At 34.6% G+C, this 18,388-nt stretch carries 11 protein-coding genes; 8 read left to right on the top strand and 3 right to left on the bottom strand.

The annotated features are described in order from the left end of the window. The first annotated feature begins 88 nt into the window (after window positions 1-88). The 5 genes from GSY47_RS04435 to GSY47_RS04415 all read left to right on the top strand — a co-directional run bounded on the left by GSY47_RS04435 (window position 89) and on the right by GSY47_RS04415 (window position 7,605). The gene (locus GSY47_RS04435; RefSeq protein ID WP_179003670.1) at window positions 89-1,492 is read left to right on the top strand and encodes an alkaline phosphatase; all 1,404 of its coding nucleotides are present in this window, start codon (window positions 89-91) and stop codon (window positions 1,490-1,492) included. Window positions 1,493-1,626: 134 nt separating this feature from the next. Next, entirely contained in the window at window positions 1,627-2,652 is a 1,026-nt protein-coding gene (locus GSY47_RS04430; RefSeq protein WP_219071123.1) for an NAD(P)-dependent alcohol dehydrogenase, read from the top strand. 197 nt (window positions 2,653-2,849) lie between these two features. Further along, the gene (mprF, locus tag GSY47_RS04425; protein ID WP_179003672.1) at window positions 2,850-5,477 is read left to right on the top strand and encodes a bifunctional lysylphosphatidylglycerol flippase/synthetase MprF; all 2,628 of its coding nucleotides are present in this window, start codon (window positions 2,850-2,852) and stop codon (window positions 5,475-5,477) included. A gap of 17 nt (window positions 5,478-5,494) precedes the next feature. After that, entirely contained in the window at window positions 5,495-6,148 is a 654-nt protein-coding gene (locus GSY47_RS04420; protein ID WP_179003673.1) for a DUF998 domain-containing protein, read from the top strand. A gap of 26 nt (window positions 6,149-6,174) precedes the next feature. Beyond that, complete coding sequence (locus tag GSY47_RS04415; RefSeq protein ID WP_179003674.1) at window positions 6,175-7,605, top strand: virulence factor family protein; 1,431 nt, start codon at window positions 6,175-6,177, stop codon at window positions 7,603-7,605. Window positions 7,606-7,694: 89 nt separating this feature from the next. On the opposite strand, the gene GSY47_RS04410 is transcribed toward GSY47_RS04415, so the two are convergent. Beyond that, entirely contained in the window at window positions 7,695-8,489 is a 795-nt protein-coding gene (locus GSY47_RS04410) for a polysaccharide lyase (protein WP_179003675.1), read from the bottom strand. A 593-nt stretch (window positions 8,490-9,082) separates the two neighbouring features. Here GSY47_RS04410 and katG point away from each other — a divergent pair. Continuing rightward, window positions 9,083-11,359: a catalase/peroxidase HPI gene (katG, locus tag GSY47_RS04405; RefSeq protein ID WP_179003676.1), complete on the top strand. Its 2,277-nt coding sequence runs from the start codon at window positions 9,083-9,085 to the stop codon at window positions 11,357-11,359. A 64-nt stretch (window positions 11,360-11,423) separates the two neighbouring features. On the opposite strand, the gene GSY47_RS04400 is transcribed toward katG, so the two are convergent. Both GSY47_RS04400 and GSY47_RS04395 read right to left on the bottom strand, forming a co-directional pair. Beyond that, window positions 11,424-12,242, bottom strand: a complete 819-nt coding sequence (locus tag GSY47_RS04400) for a helix-turn-helix domain-containing protein (RefSeq protein WP_179003677.1) — start codon at window positions 12,240-12,242, stop codon at window positions 11,424-11,426. Window positions 12,243-12,271: 29 nt separating this feature from the next. Further along, window positions 12,272-13,267, bottom strand: coding sequence for an SDR family NAD(P)-dependent oxidoreductase (locus GSY47_RS04395; protein WP_179003678.1), 996 nt, complete (start codon window positions 13,265-13,267; stop codon window positions 12,272-12,274). Between the two features lie 357 nt (window positions 13,268-13,624). Between GSY47_RS04395 and GSY47_RS04390 the strand changes: the two genes are divergently transcribed. Together GSY47_RS04390 and GSY47_RS04385 are read left to right on the top strand one after the other, a co-directional pair. Then, window positions 13,625-14,959 carry a BNR repeat-containing protein gene (locus tag GSY47_RS04390; protein WP_219071122.1) on the top strand — a complete coding sequence of 445 codons (1,335 nt, stop codon included), beginning with the start codon at window positions 13,625-13,627 and terminating at the stop codon, window positions 14,957-14,959. A 255-nt stretch (window positions 14,960-15,214) separates the two neighbouring features. Then, the gene (locus GSY47_RS04385) at window positions 15,215-18,328 is read left to right on the top strand and encodes a glycoside hydrolase family 2 TIM barrel-domain containing protein (RefSeq protein WP_179003680.1); all 3,114 of its coding nucleotides are present in this window, start codon (window positions 15,215-15,217) and stop codon (window positions 18,326-18,328) included. Window positions 18,329-18,388: the final 60 nt, after the last annotated feature.

The raw sequence follows: 18,388 nt of genomic DNA, 5'->3' as shown, positions 1-18,388 counted from the left end.
ATAAAAAATAATAATTAATTAACGCAACAAAGTTTCATTAATTGGCAAAAAGTATCTTAATTTACAAGATATTCAAAACAATTCATACATGAACAGGCGTAGATTTTTAAAAGGCACCACAGTACTAACAGGACTTTTTACCCTTAGTCCTTCGGTTATTCTTTCCAATGATTTAGAAGCGATAGCTAAAAAAGGCAAAAAAGCAAAAAATATAATCTTTTTGATAAGTGACGGAATGAGTTCTGGTACGCTTCAAATGGCGAATCTGTATTCTCAGAACATTTTAGGAAAAAATGGAAACTGGATGAATCTGTATGCCGAAAATAAAGTTTCGAGAGCTTTGATGGATACCGCATCTGCCAGTTCAGCAGTGACCGATTCTGCGGCAGCAAGTTCTTCTTTTGGAGGTGGACATCGGGTTAAAAACGGTGTTTTAAATATTGGTCCAAATGGTGAAAAATACCTTCCGATATGGCAGAAATTCAAAAATGCAGGTAAAAAAGCAGGCTGTGTTACTACAGTAACGATAACACATGCTACTCCAGCTGGTTTTTGTGTTAATTCAGACAGCAGAAATGCCGAAAACGAAATTGCAGAAATGTACGCAGATTTGGGATTGGATGTTATGATGGGTGGCGGAGATGAATTTTTTAATGCTTCAAAAAGAGAAGACAAAAAAGATATTTATAAAATTTATGAGCAGAAAGGCTATCAGGTTTTAAAAGAAAAATCAGATTTAGAAAATATTAAAAAGGGACAGAAGACCTTAGGCGTTTTTAATTCGGGCGCACTTCCGTACACTATAGATAGAAACAATATCGCTGAATTGCAAAATACGCCAACTCTGGCAGAAATGAGTACTGCAGCGATTAATCAAATGAAAGATAATGAGAATGGTTTTGTTCTGATGATTGAAGGAGGAAAGGTAGACTGGGCAGCACATGCCAATGATATTGCGGCTTTAATACACGATCAGCTGGCTTTTGATGAAGCAGTAAAAACAGCTATTGATTTTGCAGAAAAAGATAAAGAGACTTTAGTTATCATCACAACCGATCACGGTAATGCAAATCCGGGACTTATATACGGAAAAGAAGCAGTAGAAAATTTCAACAGTATTGTCAATTACAAATACACAAACGAATATATATTAAACGCTATTCATGCCGATTTTAATCTGCAGCAAATTAAAGACTGGATCTATCAAACCAATAAAATCAGCCTTACCGATGAAGAAGCCAAACATTTATTAAGCTTTTATTCTGGGCTCGAAAAACAGGAGACAGGGCTTTATAATTATAAAAAACTGCCTTTTAAAGCTTATTCTGAAATTCAGAAAAAACACAATAATGTGGGTTGGATTAGTATGGATCATTCAGGAGATTATGTAGAACTGGCAATGTATGGTCTGGGTAGCGAACTTTTGAAACCTTTTGTACAAAACATAGAATTACATAATTTAATGCTTAAAGCTGCGGCTGTTATTGCTTAAATGTGTTTTGTTTGAGATGAGCATTCTGAAAAAAACTCAATAGTTAAAGGGGATTATTAACATAAGTTTAAAAGACAGATTCTTTATAAATCCGGCATTTTGGCGTAAATTGTTTGATATTAAAAACATAAATTATGAAAGCAGTACGTTATTTTGGACATAAAGATGTAAGAGTAGTTAATGATTTAGAAAAACCAGTTCCAAAAGGAGATGAGGTTTTGTTAAAAATTGGCGGAGCAGGAGTCTGTCATTCTGATTTGCATATTATAGACGAAGGAACAGTAGGAAATCTTACGTTTACCCTTGGACATGAAAATGCAGGTTGGATTGAAGCTGTCGGCGACACTGTAAAAGATTATAAAAAAGGAGATGCTGTTCTGGTTTACGGACCTTGGGGATGCGGACATTGTAAACCATGTCAGCAGTCAAAGGAAAATTACTGTGATCATCAAAGTGAATTAGGTTATGGTGGCGGACTTGGGCTTAATGGCGGTATGGCCGAATATATGCTTGTACCATCTTCACGATTGTTAGTGCCTATTTTTGATTTAGATCCTGTAATTGCTGCACCATTGACGGATGCTGCATTAACGCCCTACTCAGCTATTAAAAGATCACTTCCTAAACTTATGCCCGATGAGTATGTAGTGGTTATAGGAGTTGGAGGACTTGGACACGTGGCGATTCAGATTTTAAGAGAAACTTCGGGAGCTGCTATAATCGCTTGCGATGTAACAGAAGAGAAGCTGGCATTTGCTAAAGAATTGGGGGCCACTTATACTGTTAATTCAAAAGATGCAGATGCTGCAGAACAAATTTTAAAAATTACAGGGCTGAAAAAAGCTAAAGTGATTCTCGATTTCGTTGGAGCTACACCAACCATTGAACTAGGAACAAAAGTTGTTGGAATGGATGGTGATCTTACCATTGTAGGGCTTGGAGGAGGATATTATCAATACAGTATGAATGGTCTGCCTTTTGGAGTTACCATGACTAATCCGTATTGGGGATCTCGTACCGAATTGATGGAAGTTGTGGGACTGGCAAGACAGAAAAAAATCCATATCGAAATTGAAAAGTTTAATTTGGAGCAGGCAAATGAAGTCTATGATAGAATGCGTAATGGACAAATTAAAGGGCGAGCTGTTCTCGTTCCATAAATGATTTAAATTAAATTATTATAAATAGTATAGAAGGCGTCATTAAAAATGACGCTTTTTTTCTTTCTGATTTTTAAGGTTTATAATGCTGCTGTTTTTCAAAGGACCAATTAAAATTTAATTGAAAATTGTTGTACATTTATATAAGTTCTATTGTGTTTTTTTCATAAATAAATTATTCTATCTATAGCATAAGTATGAAAATAGTAGCCGTTTCCAAAAGGTTTTTGAGTTCTTTCAAAGAAAGAAAAGGAATTTCTTTTTTACGTGAAAATGATAAAATTATTAGACAGTTTATACTCACCATTTTTTTTATAGGAGTTGGAATCTGGTTTATCAAACATGAAAATTCAGAATTAAAAGAGGTAAATAATGTATTGGCAGATGCCAAAAGTTTTTGGGTTGTATGCGGTATTGCACTTGCAACCTTTTATATTGCACTTCAGGCATTAATGTATTTTGCTTCTTTTAAAGCAGTTCAGAGCGAAATTTCCTTTAAACAGGCCGTTATTCTGTTTCTTAAGCGAAATTTCGTTAGTGTTTTTCTGCCCGCAGGCGGCATTTCTTCTTTAGCTTTTTTTACCAAACCTATTGAAAAGAGCGGTGTTAAACCTACTCAAATTCATTTTGCTTCTCTGATATATGGTTTTGTAGGGATTCTTTCGGTGATTATTGTAGCCATACCGGCTTTGATTTATTCTTTATTTCAGGGAACTGTTGGATCTGGAGAATGGTACGCTTTTGCAGCAATTGTGGGATTAAGCATTCTTGTTTTTTTTATTTACAATTCGATTATCAAGAAAGGAGCTATTTATCGTTTGATATTAAAGTTTTCTCCTTCAACAGAAATATTTATTGATGATTTCAGAAACAACAAAATAATTAAAAGGAAGTTCCTACAGGTTGTTTTTTATTCTGTACTTATTGAGTTTGTTGGAATTGCGCATTTATATGTGGCAATGATTGCACTGGGATTTGCTCCTTCATTAGCGGCAGCAGCAATGGGATATATTATTTCAGTTATATTTTTGATTGTTTCTCCTTTTCTTCGAGGACTTGGAGCCATCGAAATTTCAATGAGTTTTATACTTATTCAGTATGGATTTGAAAATGTCAACGCTATAGCGATTACTTTTTTGTATCGTTTTTTTGAATTTTGGATTCCGTTATTGGCAGGGGCATCACTTTTTCTTTTTAGTGCAAACAAACTATTGATGCGTGTTGTGCCTTCTTTTCTGCTTTTCATTTTAGGATTAATCAATATAGTGTCGGTTTTAACTCCGGCAATTTCAGAACGTCTGCATGTCTTAGAAAATGTTATTCCTATTTCTGCTATTAAAGTGTCAAATTATTTTGTGATAACCGCTGGTTTATTTATGCTCGTAAATGCCGCTTTTATGCTCAAAGGATTGCGTACTGCGTGGTGGTTTGCAGTTTTCTTGACTGGAATTTCTATTATTGGAAATCTTACTAAAGCAATTGATTATGAAGAAGCTTCAATTGCCTTGTTAGTTCTTCTTACTTTGATTTTTACACGAAAAGAATATTACATAAAGAGTAATTCACATTTGCAGAGTATTGGCTTAAAAACGGTTTTAATCAGCATTGTGGCGGTGTTGGTATACAGTATTTTAGGGTTTTACTTTCTGGATAAAAAACATTTTAATATTGATTTTAACTGGCTTGAATCGATTCGATACGGACTGCAGAATTATTTTTTAATCGGAAGTTCTGATTTAGTGCCTTTAGATCGTTTTGCGAGACGCTTTTTACTTTCTATAAATATCTGCGGATTTCTGTCATTAGGATTTCTGATTTTTGCTTTAATACGACCTTATACAGTCAAAAAACAAGTGGTAGAAGATGATTTTGTAACGGCTGATGAACTTGTAAAAAAGTATGGCAATTCTGCTTTGGACTATTTTAAAACCTATGATGATAAAGTCATTTTTATTACTGCAGATAAGAAATCTTTTTTAGCCTATCGAGTAACCGATAATTTTGCTGTTGTTTTAGAGAATCCTGTCGCTGCATCTGATGCTGAGATGAAACAATGCATCATAGAATTTGATGTTTATTGTTACGAAAACGGATTAAGAAGCATCTATTATCGAGTTCCGGAAGAAAGTCTGCCTTTGTTTCATTCACTGCATAAAAAGAGTTTATTTATAGGTCAGGAAGGAGTAGTAGACCTTAATACATTTAGTTTAGAAGGCGGAGCTAAAAAATCACTTCGTAATGCCATAAGCAAAGTAAAAGAAAAAGGATTTACAGCGACAATTCATAATGCGCCTGTTAAGGATGGATTGTTGCAGAAAATAAAAGCAGTAAGCGATGAATGGCTTGTTAGTACAGGAAGAAGTGAAATCATTTTTTCGCAGGGAAGATTTGATTGGGAAGAACTCAAACAGCAGACCATTATCACAGTCGAAAGTGCCGAAGAAAAGATTGTCGCTTTTATAAATGTAATTCCGGATTATGCCAATGGTGAAGGAACTTACGATTTGATCAGAAAAACAAATGATGCGCCCAATGGTATTATGGATTTTATTCTTTTAGAACTTTTTACATATTTGAAATCTCAGGGCTGTACCTCAGTAAATTTAGGACTGGCGGCGATGAGCGGATTAGAAGAGGCAGAAACTTTTCCAGAGAAATCAATGAAGTTTGCTTACGAACGAATTAAATTCTTTTCGCATTATAAAGGCCTTCGCGATTTTAAGGAAAAATTTTCTCCAGTATGGTACAATAAATATTTAGTGTATTCTCATGATTATGATCTGCTTCAGGCTCCATTAGTTTTAAATAAAGTAGTTAAACCATAATTACAAACTACAGAGATATGAATACAAAGCAGTCAAATTGGTTTAAAATAGCAGCTTTACTTTGTATTATAGTTTGCATTGCTGATTTTATCGTATTGTTTGTATTAGGAAATTACTATCCAGGATACAGTCATTTAAGAAATACAATGAGTTCTTTGGGGGCTTCTGCAAGTCCTGTATCAGCGATACTTTCTACATGGTGGATAGGCATTGGAATTGCATTTGTTTTTTTCGGATTTCAGTTTAGAAAAGCCTTTGACAGTAATGCTAAAAATGTAAAAATTGCTTCAGGGTTAATTGTATTGTACGGATTAGGTGAAGGAATAGGTTCGGGTATTTTTAAAGCCGATAGAATACGAGGTAAAATGACCAATTCCTTTATAATGCATGATATAGCTGGCGGGATTGGTCTTATAGCAGCATTGCTTTTGCCGTTGTTTATGCACAAAGTGATTTTAAAGAAAGAAAATCCGCTTTTTTATAGATTGTCATGGATTGTTTTTATTACAGGAATCATAACCATGCTGTTGTTTACTATTCATTTTTCTTCAGGTGAAACCAATGTTATCATACACTATAAAGGATTGTGGCAGCGCTTGTTTCTGTTGAATCTCTATGTTTATTTTATTGTAATTTCCATCATAATGTATCATAGGAAAAGTATAGTTTAATTTCATAATGCTAAAAAGTAATTAAGATGAATAAAATTGTAATTCTCACGCTTTCTATTTTTATTTGTTGTTTCGAGGCATTTGCATCAGCAGCCGATACTATTACAGTTGGAGCATTTGGTAAAGTCACTATCTATAAACCTAAGACAGCTCCAAATGCTGTTGTATTGTTTGTTTCGGGTGACGGAGGCTGGAACAGCGGTGTTGTAGACATGGCAAAAAATATTGTCGATCAGGGTGCATTAGTAGCAGGAATTGATATTCAGCATTATTTTAAGGCCATCAAAAAACAAAAAGTCAAATGTTATTATCCAGCTGGAGATTTTGAAGAGCTGAGTATGATTTTGCAGAAGAAGCTAAAAATGAACCAGTATTTAAAACCTATATTGGTCGGTTATTCTTCAGGCGCAACTCTGGTATACGGAATGCTGGCTCAGGCTCCCGCAAACACTTTCAGCGGAGCTATTGCTTTAGGATTTTGTCCAGACATAGAAACCGACAAAACATTGTGTGATGGAACTGGATTAACTTCTCATGTCTTAAAGGAAGGGAAGGCCTATTATTTGGAGAAAACAGATAAATTAACAGCTCCTTTTATTGTATTGCAGGGAACTACAGACCAAGTTTGTAATTATGCAGATACAAAAAAATATATGGATGGACTAAAACAAGGAAAATTAATATCCTTATCCAAAGTGGGACATGGATTCTCAGTTACCAAAAACTGGCTGCCTCAGTTCATTGAAGCTTACAAGGAAGTTTTAAGTACGCCTAATTATGCTAAACAACAATCAGAACAAAATTCTTTATTAAAAGAACAGCATCTTACACCGCTTCCATTTGAAATGCCTTTAACTTTAATTCCGACTAAAAACAAGAATGAAGATTTGCCTGTAGCGTTTTTGATTTCGGGTGACGGAGGATGGACAAGCTTTGATCAGTCTTTTGGTGAAGCTCTGGCAGAAAAGGGAATTCCTGTAATAGCGCTCGATGCACAAAAATATTTTTGGAATGCCAAAACACCATTAGAAACTGCCAATGCAATAGCAAAGGCGGTAGAACATTATATGCAGCAATGGAATAAAAAGACCTTTTTACTTGTAGGTTATTCGTTTGGAGCTTCGGTTGTTCCTTTTGCAGCTGCCAATTTTCCGGAATCATTAAAAGAAAAATTAAAAGGTGTTTATGCTTTGTCTCCAGATGTAAAAGCTGATTTTGAAATTCATATTGCTGATATGCTGAGCTTAGAAAGTTCCAGTGATAATTATGATGTAATTTCAGAAATGAAAAAAATCAAAGCGTACAATCCAGTTTGTTTTTTTGGAACCGAAGAAGATTCAGAAACCCGCAATCGTTTCTCAGAATCTGGTATTAAGACCATTGAAATACCTGGTTCACATCATTTCAATAATGACTATAATAAACTGGCAGAGAGCATTTTTAAAGAAATTAAATAAAGATATTGAAAAAGCTCTAAATCAGTGATTTAGAGCTTCTGTGTGACTGATTTGCTTAAATGTTTTAAAACAAAAAGATTTGTTTAAAATTATAGAGCATCCCAAGACGCACTTGGATAATAAATAGAACTTGTAACAGGAGCTTTCCAATATTCTTGGCTGCCTCCGCGGAAAGTATGAAGGCTTACAGCATTAATATTACGTTTAGAGTCATTTGTTACCCAGCGAATTTTTTGATTTAATATTTCTGTACCATTTACATAATATTTCACATATCCGTCAGTATTTGAACCCGTATTCATTTTAACTGATATTTGACAATTATACGTTACGTTCTCTTGTATGTAGTATTTTTTTCCGAAATCATTACCATATTGTCCAGGCTGATCTCTGTAATAAACATAAGGTTGCAGATAAGCGCCGCTTCCTTTAGCACTATTAGATCCATTTGGACAATACCACATAAATCTTGCACTGCCGCCGTTTCCGTCCCATCCTGGATCACCGCCAGTATTTTGATCACCAATTAAGATACCGTAACCGCATTTACCGCCTCTGCTCCAGTAAAATCCAGAGTTAAATCTCATTTGGAACCAAACAGTATAAACTCCCGTTGACCAAACACCATAGGATGTACACAAACCGCCAGGACAGGATAAGGTGTTTGTCTGTAAAGTAATAGTTCTAGCCCCAGTACTGCCTTTTGCAGTGATGTCAGTTGAGATTGCATCTTTGTCCGCAGTTTGTGATACTTCCTTGTCTACATTTTCTAAAGCTTCTTTGTTAATGCTTTGCGCTTCATTTAAATCCTGCTCCTTTTCACAGGAACTAAGAGCCAATAGCGAGATAAATACTAAACTGGTAACTTTTAAGATTTTTTTCATTTTTTGAAATTTTAAGGTTAATGAATTGATAGTTAGTGAATAATAGATTAGTGGTTACATTATTCACAGTGTAAAATTGATTAATTAAAGTTTACAGAAGGAGTAATTAAGTCCGTTTTTACGTACATAAAAATTCAGCTTATATATTTTGAGTATATTTTTTAGCTTTTGAAAATAAGACCGTTACAGGAAATTTATTAAAAGAGAATGCCCGATAATTAAAGGACTGATTGGATAGAAATTAAGTGAAATTATTGATTATATAAGGTAGAAAGTACTTTAACCTCGTTACAGAGAATAAAGTTTCATAGAAGAAGAGCAGCAAATTTTATAGAACTGATATCTGTTATCCAATTTTTTTAATATAGAAATTCTTTTTACTAAATTTATATGATGTAATGCCATATTATAAAATTGATCCTTTCCCAAAAGTAAAATATTTTTTTAGAGCCAAGAATAAGCTTATAAGTAATTACAACTACAAAGAGAGTTATAAATAGATTTTGTCTATTGTGTAAGTATTATTTATGATTCATTCACCTAACTTTCTTTTTCATTAGTTCTTAATTTAGTAAAAAATAAAAAATTCAAATATGGACAATCAATCTAATGACATCAGCAAATGCCCTTTTCATAATGGGAGTATGGACAAGCAAGCGGCTTCAGGCACAAAGAATCGTGACTGGTGGCCAAAACAGTTAAAGGTAAATATCCTGAGACAGAATTCATTATTATCAAATCCGTTGGATAAGGATTTTGATTATGCAGAAGCTTTTAAAAGCCTCGATCTTGAAGCAGTGAAGAAAGACCTACATGCTCTTATGACTGATTCGCAAGATTGGTGGCCTGCAGATTTTGGACATTATGGAGGTCTTTTTATCCGAATGGCTTGGCATAGTGCTGGTACTTATAGAGTACACGACGGACGAGGTGGAGCAGGAGCAGGACAACAACGTTTTGCGCCTCTTAACAGCTGGCCCGATAATGTGAGCCTTGATAAAGCAAGAAGATTGCTTTGGCCTATAAAACAAAAATACGGACAAAAAATTTCTTGGGCTGACTTAATGATCTTAACGGGAAATGTTGCCTTAGAGTCAATGGGATTTAAAACATTTGGTTTTGCAGGAGGGCGTGCAGATGTATGGGAAGCAGATGAATCTGTTTACTGGGGATCTGAAACAACATGGCTTGGAGGTGACGAACGTTATAAAGATGGCTCTGATGGTGTTCCCAAAGATCATGGAGTAGTATCATCAGATGACGATCCAGATGGTCAAATCCATAGCAGAAATCTTGAGAAACCGCTTGCGGCAGTTCAGATGGGACTTATTTATGTAAATCCTGAAGGACCTGATGGAAATCCTGATCCTATTGCAGCCGCCAAAGATATAAGAGATACTTTCGGACGTATGGCTATGGACGACGAAGAAACGGTTGCATTAATTGCCGGTGGACATACCTTTGGAAAAACACACGGAGCTGCTTCTTCAGATCACGTACAGGAAGAACCAGAAGCAGCTGGTTTAGAACTTCAAGGATTTGGATGGAAGAATAGTTTCGGTTCAGGAAAAGGAGCAGATGCTATTACAAGCGGACTTGAAGTAACTTGGACAAAAACACCAACACAATGGAGTAATAACTTTTTTGAAAACTTATTTGCTTTTGAATGGGAGCTTTCTAAAAGTCCTGCCGGTGCACATCAATGGGTAGCGAAAAATGCGGAACCAATTATTCCAGATGCTTTTGACGCTAATAAAAAACATCTGCCAACAATGCTTACTACAGATTTATCTTTAAGATTAGATCCTGCGTATGAGAAAATATCCCGTCGCTTTTTAGAAAATCCAGATGAATTTGCAGATGCTTTTGCTCGAGCATGGTTTAAACTGACACATCGTGATATGGGACCACGTGCACGTTACTTAGGATCTGATGTGCCAGAAGAAGTATTGTTGTGGCAGGATCCTATTCCAGCAGTAAATCATACTTTGATAAACGAACAGGATGCAGCACAGCTAAAAGAGAAAATAGTAAATTCAGGATTAAGTGTATCACAATTAGTTGGTACGGCATGGGCTTCGGCTTCTACTTTTAGAGGGTCAGATAAACGTGGTGGAGCAAATGGTGCACGTATTAGACTTGCTCCACAAAAAGATTGGGAAGTAAATAATCCTGCAGCATTAAAAACGGTTATAGATAAATTAGAAAATATTCAGAGTGAATTTAATGCTGGACAAAGTGATGGCAAAAAAGTTTCATTGGCTGATTTAATTGTTTTGGCTGGAGGTGCTGGTATCGAAAAAGCGGCAAAGAATGCTGGAATTGCAGCAACAGTGTCTTTTACGCCTGGAAGAATGGATGCTTCTGCCGAGCAGACCGACGTAGAATCATTTGGATATCTAGAACCAAAAACAGATGGGTTTAGAAATTATAGAAAAACAAAATCAGTTATAACTACGGAAGAACTTCTGATAGATAAAGCAAATCTATTGACTCTTACTGCGCCAGAATTGACAGTACTTTTAGGAGGACTTCGTGTACTCGATATTAATACAGATGGTTCTAAAAACGGTGTATTAACAAATCGACCAGGTCATTTGACAAATGATTTCTTTATAAACCTGTTAGATATGAACACGCAGTGGCAATCAGTTTCAAATGATAAAGAATTGTATGCAGGAAACGACAGAAGTACAGGACAGCCTAAATGGATTGGAACACGTGCTGATCTTGTTTTTGGTTCAAATTCTGAGCTGAGAGCAATAGCAGAAGTTTACGCTTCAAGTGATGCTCATGAAAAATTTGTAAATGATTTTATTGCAGTTTGGACTAAAGTAATGAATCTGGATAGATTCGATTTAAAAGCATAATCCAACTGAGAAGTATAAATCTTAAAAGACGCCCATAAAGGCGTCTTTTTTTATATATGAAAAATTAAATATTGGTTTTTATTCTTTGCAGTTCGGTTGGAGAATGACCAAATTGTTTCTTAAATGCAAATGAAAAATGCGATAAATTTTCAAATCCAATTTCATAATAAACGTCAACTGGTTTTTTATTTTTTTCTATCAGCTGATAATAAGCCAATTCTAATCTTTTTTTGCTCAGCCAGCGTTGAGGTGTTTCATTAAAAGCTTTATAAAAATCTCTTTTGAATGTGGTCAAACTTCGTCCCGTTAAATAGCCAAATTTTTCTAATGACATATTAAACATAAAATTCTTTTCCATAAAACTGATTAAATCAATTTTATGAGGTTCATCAAAGTTTGCTAAAATCGAATCAATGTCTTTATTAATTGTGGTAAGAATTGAAATGGCTTCAGTGATTTTTAATGATGCAATGTTTTCTGGAAAGTTTTCCTGCATTTCAAAATACGGAATGAGAGAAGCCAGACAGCTTTCGAGCAGAGGATGTTTGTGAAAACTTAAAATTTTTGGTACAGTGTTTTTATATTTTATATTTTCCTGATTATAAAATTCCCTAAGTCTTTTTGAAGATAAATGCATAGCAACAGCTTTGTGTGGCAGTCCGTCTTTAGGAACATTGATAATGGTTGCCAGCTGATTTCTTGGAATTAAAAAAGTACTTCCCGATCCAAATATAAAACTTTCATCTGCCTGAATAATTTTCGTTTCTCCAGAAATTAACCACACGAGCAAATGATCATTAAATGCCGCTTCCGTTTTAAAGAGCTTTCCGGTATAATTGGAAAGTTTAATTTCAGGATTTATGTAATTTACTTGATAGTCCATAATGCTAGTGTGGTATAAAGATACAAATATTAGTTAAGATCAAGTTTGATTCCAGTCATCTCTTCACTTAATTTCCATAATTGTTTGGCATTTTTTTCGTCAAGCGAATAAGGTTTAATGCCTCCTATAACAGCTGTATTTGAGTTTAAAGAGGCTATATCAACATTTTCGCAATAAACGCCTCCAATAGTAGAAAGCAGTTTGCTGGTAGCAGCCCAAACCGTTGTCGCAGCGCCTTGTGGAATCGTTTTTAATGAAGCAGCAACTTCTGGCAGTATATTGCCTTCCGCATCGCAATAACCTAATTTTTGAAATAAGTCGATTGGGGCTTCTCTTGCCAACTCGGTTTCTCCAACAGCTCCTGGACACAAAGCATAACTGCGTACCTTATGAGTTTTTGCTCTATTGTCAAATTCCATAGAGAAGAGATTAACAGCGGTTTTTGATTGTCCGTATCCCAGTAAAGTTTCATATTCTCGGTAAAAGAAATTGGGATCCTCAAAATTAAAATCAGAAAACTGATGACCCCCAGAAGATACATTTACCACTCTTGCACCGTCTGCTTTTTTTAAAGCTGGCCATAATCTAGCCGTAAGCTGAAACAAAGCCAGATAATTGGTTGCCAATTGTGATTCAAATCCTCGATAATCTCTTCGCAATGGCACCCACATAATACCAGCGTTGTTAATGAGTAAATGAAGCGGTTGGTTTGATTTCAGGAATCTTTCTGCGAAAGCATCAATAGAATCAGGCTGCATTAAATCCATTTCTTCTATGACTACATTTGCAATTCCGTTGAGGTTTCTTTTGGCTTTTTCTATGTCTCTTGCGGGTACAATTACAACTGCACCTGCGCCGGCAAGTGTTTTAACCGTTTCTAAACCTATCCCAGTATTACCGCCAGTTACAATAGCAGTTTTTCCCGTAAGATCAATTCCTTTTATCACTTCATTTGTTGTTGATTTGGCATTAAATCCAGAACCTGTTGGTTGCTGCAATGCTCCGTAATAATTATTCTGTTCCATTTTTTAAATTTTTAATTGTTATGATGAAGCAAAATTAGAGGGAATAAGAAACGGCAACTTTGTTTAAACGTCCTAAAAAGGTTTGTTTAAACGTCCATAATTTCAAATTGTAAAATTAAATTTGAAAAAGATTGTTGCTTGTTATTAATTTTTATTTTATCGCAATATAATTGTTGTAATTTTTTATAAAACATATTTTTTTGTGTTTTTTAATTAAGATTACATAATTTGAAAAAGTTTGCTATATTTGAAGTGTTGTTGCTACACTTATTAACTAAAAAATAAAGTGTCAGCAAAATAAAGCAATACTTATAGCTTTAATGGAATCTAATCCGTTGAATTAACTTTTTTATAAAAATGAAAATCGATTCATATACTCAATCAAATAAAAAATCATTTCGTACGACAAGTTTATTTCTAACATTACTATTTTTATCATTCAGTGCAAAAGCCCAGTTAAAAACCACAGAAAGTGAAGTAGGCTTAGGCTGGAGTAACAATTCTGTTAATACGGTTATTTTTAGAAATAGTGCACTGACCTCGTTTAAAGGAAATCAATATACAGCTTACTACGATCCGGAAGGCAGAATGGTTTTGGCAAAACGAAAACTAAATTCAAACAAATGGGATAAAATAATTACGCCGTACAGCGGCAATGTAAAAGATGCTCACAACGATATCAGCATTGCAATAGACAGCGATGGTTATCTTCATGTGAGCTGGGATCATCATGATACGCGTTTGCGTTATGCGAGAAGTAAAAAGCCGTTTGCTTTAGAATTAAGCGAAGAAAAAGCAATGACAGGAGTTGATGAAGACAAAGTAACTTATCCTGAATTCCATAATCTTTCTAATGGAAATTTATTGTTTTGTTACCGTTCTGGAGCTTCTGGAAGAGGAAATTTGGTTATTAAATCCTATGATGTAAAAACACAGCAATGGACATCCTTACAAAATAATTTAATTGATGGTGAAAACCAACGCAGTGCTTATTGGCAAATGTGTATAGGAGATAAAGGAATTTATATTTCATGGGTTTGGAGAGAAAGCTGGGATGTTTCAACGAACCATGATATTTGTTATGCTTTTTCAGCTGATGGTGGTAAAAAATGGCAAAAATCCACAGGAGAAAAATACAGTTTACCAATTACAAAAGCCACGGCTGAACATGCCTGGGAAGTACCACAAAACAGCAGTTTAATTAACCAAACCGCAATGACTGTTGACGAAAAAGGAAATCCATACATTACTACGTATTGGGACAATAATGGTATTCCGCAATACAAAGTGGTATATTTTTCTAACGGAAAATGGAATTTAATCAATACAGATTTTCATACCAAACCATTTAATTTAGGCGGAGGCGGTACGAAAAGAATTCCAATTTCTCGTCCTGAAATTTTGGTCAATAAATCGATGTTGTATCTGCTTTTTAGAGATGAAGAACGAGATAATAAAATAACATTGGCTTATGTTAATTTAGAAAATAAAAAATGGCAGTTAACAGATCTAAGCCGTTTTACAGTAGGACAATGGGAACCGAATTTGGATAAAGAACTTTGGAAAAACAAAAAGCAATTGCATATTTTTTCTCAAAATGTAAGTCAGGCCGATGGAGAAGGATTGGTAAAAGTAAATCCAGAACCTGTACAAATTTTAGAGGTAAAACAACTTCCTGTTTTAAAGCTTTAATTTTTTGATATAATACAATTTTTCCTTTCAATATTTTTTAATTCAATAATTATGAATAATGTGAAATATCGTATTGTTTACTCGTTTTTTAAGTGTTTATGCTAATATACCCCTTCTAATTTACTGTAACGTCCCTCTTATCTTATAGGTCGTTATCTAAATTTGTGAAGTTGATTTTTATTTCGGAATCAAGCATTGACAGGCTGGTTTGAAATAAATTTTGAAGTATTAAATTAAAAACCATTGTGTAGTTAAATGAAAAAAATTGTATTAGCACTTGCTTTGTTTTGGAGTCTGCAAAATAATTTTGCCCAGAATAATGAATGGGAGAATCCTCAGATTCTGGACAGAGGAAAAGAAAAAGGTAGAAGTTCCTTTCTGTTGTTCAGTAATGAAACGGAATTGAAAGGAAATAATCCTCAAAAATCAGAATTGTATCAGAGTCTGAATGGAAATTGGAAATTCAATATTGTTAAAAAACCATCCGAACGACCTCTGGATTTTTACACCACGACATTGAATGATGCCAATTGGAAAAACATTCAAGTGCCATCTAACTGGGAACTGCAAGGTTTTGATATTCCTATTTATACCAATATTACATATCCGTTTCCAAAAAATCCGCCTTTTATAGCTGAAGATTATAATCCGGTTGGAAGTTACAGACGCACTTTTCAAGTGGCTGATTCATGGAAAGATAAAGAAATTATTCTTCATTTTGCTTCTATTTCAGGATATGCGAGAGTATTCCTGAATGGAAAAGAAGTTGGAATGACAAAAGCGTCCAAAACTCCTGCCGAATTTAATATTACTTCCTTTTTAAAGAAAGGAGAAAATCTGCTTGCTGTTCAGGTATTCCGCTGGCATGATGGAAGTTACTTAGAAGATCAGGATTTTTGGAGGTTAAGCGGTATCGAAAGAGACGTTTATCTGCAGGCAATGCCTAAAACAACGATTTGGGATTATTTCGTAAAAAGTGACTTAGACAATCAATACAAAAACGGACTTTTTAGTCTGGATGTAACACTAAAATATTTTGAAAAAAGTAAAGTAAAAAATCTATCTGTAAAGGTTGAATTGTTTGACGATCAGAACAAAGTGATGTATTCTGAAAGCAAAAAAGTAAATGATAAAGCGCAAAATATAAGCTTCGAAAAAACAATTGAAAATGTAAAACAATGGAGTAACGAAACGCCAAATTTATATCGATACACCATTACATTATTAGATGATAAAGGAAAAACTTTAGAAATTATTTCTAAAAAAACAGGTTTTAGAAAAGTAGAAATTAAGAACGCTCGTTTATTGGTAAATGGCAAAGTCATTATGGTAAAAGGAGTTAATATCCATGAACATGATGATGTAAACGGTCACGTTCCGAATGAAAAACTAACACTGAAAGATCTTCAGTTAATGAGGGAACACAACATTAACGCCATCAGAATGAGTCATTATCCGCATGATCCTCATATTTATGAATTGTGCGATCAATATGGTTTTTATGTAGTGGACGAAGCCAATATCGAGAGTCATGCAATGGGAGCAGAATGGCAGAATTGGTTTGACCAGAAAAAACATCCTGCTTATTTGCCGGAATGGGCGCCGGCACATTTAGATCGTATCGAAAGAATGTTTGCGATCGACAAAAATCATCCTTCGATTATTATCTGGTCTTTAGGAAATGAATGCGGTAACGGCCCTGTTTTTTATGATGCTTACGATTGGTTAAAAAAAGTCGATACAACACGTCCGGTTCAGTTTGAGCAGGCTGGAGAAAATAGAAATACAGATATCGTAGCGCCAATGTATCCAAGCATTAAAAGCATGAAAAATTACGCAAATTCAGATAAAACACGTCCGTATATTATGTGTGAATATGCACATGCAATGGGACAAAGTAGTGGTAATTTTCAGGAATATTGGGACATTATCAATAATAGCAAACGTATGCAGGGCGGTTTTATCTGGGATTGGGTAGATCAGGGAATCAAAACTAAAAATGATAAAGGACAAGTTTTCTGGGCTTACGGAGGAGATTTGGGAGGCGCTGCTTTGCAAAATGACGAAAATGGTTGTGCCGATGGCCTTATCTTTTCTAACAGAACTCCAAAACCAGCTTTAGAAGAAGTAAAAAAAGTATATCAAAACATTGAAATTCTTTTAAACAGCAGAACGGAATTAATAATTAGAAATCATTTTAATTATACCAATCTGTCCAATTACAACTTTAAATATGAATTGATTAAAAACGGTTCAAAGGTAAAATCTGGCGAATTTAGTTTTGATTTAGAGCCGGAACAAAGTAAAAAAGTAGCAATCTATTTAGGTGATATCGATGAAAATTCAGAATATTTTTTAAGTGTTTTTGCCCTTTCAAAATACGATGATCCTTTAGTAGCAAAAGGATTTGAATTTGCTAGAGCACAATTTGAAATAGCAAAAGGAAATTATTTTGCGGCTAATACGAAAACAAATAGCGCTTCTAAATTAAGATATTCAAAAGCAAATACTATTCTTTCTTTTGAAACAGAAAATAGTAAAGGAGAATTTGACTTGAAAAAAGGAGAAATCTCAAAATACGAATCGAAAAACGGAAAAAATGTGATTAAGAATTTTCCAACACCTTATTTCTGGCGCGCTCCAACAGATAATGATTTTGGAAGTGGGATGCCAAATAAATTAGGAATCTGGAAAGAAGCATCAAAAAATCCTACAGTTGTAAGCGTTGTTTTAGACGAAAAAAATACAGCAGGATTAGGAATAAAAGTAGCTTATAAATTAGCGCAAGCTGATGTTCCATATACAGTAGATTATTTGATTCAGAATAATGGTGAAATTAAAATCACATCTTCAATTGACATGACAGGAAAAGATTTACCTGAAATGCCTCGTTTTGGAATGCGTATGAAACTAAACGGATCATTTGATAATTTAAGTTATTACGGAAGAGGCCCTTGGGAAAACTATTCAGATAGAAATTCGGCCGCGTTTATCGGAGAATATTCAGATAAGGTGAGCAATCAATATGCAAGAAATTTTATTCGTCCGCAGGAATCGGGATATAAAACAGATGTCCGTTGGCTGACTTTAAAAAACAATGCTGGACAAGGTTTAAGAATTGATGGTGCACAACCAATTGGTTTTAGCGCACTGAATATTTCGACAGAAGATTTGGATCCAGCAAAAAATAAGGAACAGCGTCATCCGACTGATTTAAACTTAGATTCTAAAGAAGCAGTTTACCTGCATTTAGATTACAAGCAAAGAGGTCTTGGAGGCGATGACAGCTGGGGAAGTCTGCCACATGAGCAATATCGTTTGTTGGGCAAAAAATACAGCTATTCCTATACCATATCATTGATTAATTAGTTAGTAGTTCGTCTTTTTGGAAAGAAAAACCTATGAGTAAACATCATAGGTTTTTCTGAT

Origin of the sequence: Flavobacterium quisquiliarum (genome assembly GCF_019308285.1) — a bacterium.
Classification (GTDB): Bacteria; Bacteroidota; Bacteroidia; order Flavobacteriales; family Flavobacteriaceae; genus Flavobacterium; species Flavobacterium quisquiliarum.
This window is presented reverse-complemented; position numbering and strand designations above follow the sequence as displayed.

Bases quoted from the DNA above. Each gene is read 5' to 3' on its own strand.
- GSY47_RS04435 (WP_179003670.1), top strand. From the start codon at position 89: ATGAACAGGCGTAGATTTTTAAAAGGCACCACAGTACTAACAGGACTT.
- GSY47_RS04430 (WP_219071123.1), top strand. From the start codon at position 1,627: ATGAAAGCAGTACGTTATTTTGGACATAAAGATGTAAGAGTAGTTAAT.
- mprF (WP_179003672.1), top strand. From the start codon at position 2,850: ATGAAAATAGTAGCCGTTTCCAAAAGGTTTTTGAGTTCTTTCAAAGAA.
- GSY47_RS04420 (WP_179003673.1), top strand. From the start codon at position 5,495: ATGAATACAAAGCAGTCAAATTGGTTTAAAATAGCAGCTTTACTTTGT.
- GSY47_RS04415 (WP_179003674.1), top strand. From the start codon at position 6,175: ATGAATAAAATTGTAATTCTCACGCTTTCTATTTTTATTTGTTGTTTC.
- GSY47_RS04410 (WP_179003675.1), bottom strand. From the start codon at position 8,489: ATGAAAAAAATCTTAAAAGTTACCAGTTTAGTATTTATCTCGCTATTG.
- katG (WP_179003676.1), top strand. From the start codon at position 9,083: ATGGACAATCAATCTAATGACATCAGCAAATGCCCTTTTCATAATGGG.
- GSY47_RS04400 (WP_179003677.1), bottom strand. From the start codon at position 12,242: ATGGACTATCAAGTAAATTACATAAATCCTGAAATTAAACTTTCCAAT.
- GSY47_RS04395 (WP_179003678.1), bottom strand. From the start codon at position 13,267: ATGGAACAGAATAATTATTACGGAGCATTGCAGCAACCAACAGGTTCT.
- GSY47_RS04390 (WP_219071122.1), top strand. From the start codon at position 13,625: ATGAAAATCGATTCATATACTCAATCAAATAAAAAATCATTTCGTACG.
- GSY47_RS04385 (WP_179003680.1), top strand. From the start codon at position 15,215: ATGAAAAAAATTGTATTAGCACTTGCTTTGTTTTGGAGTCTGCAAAAT.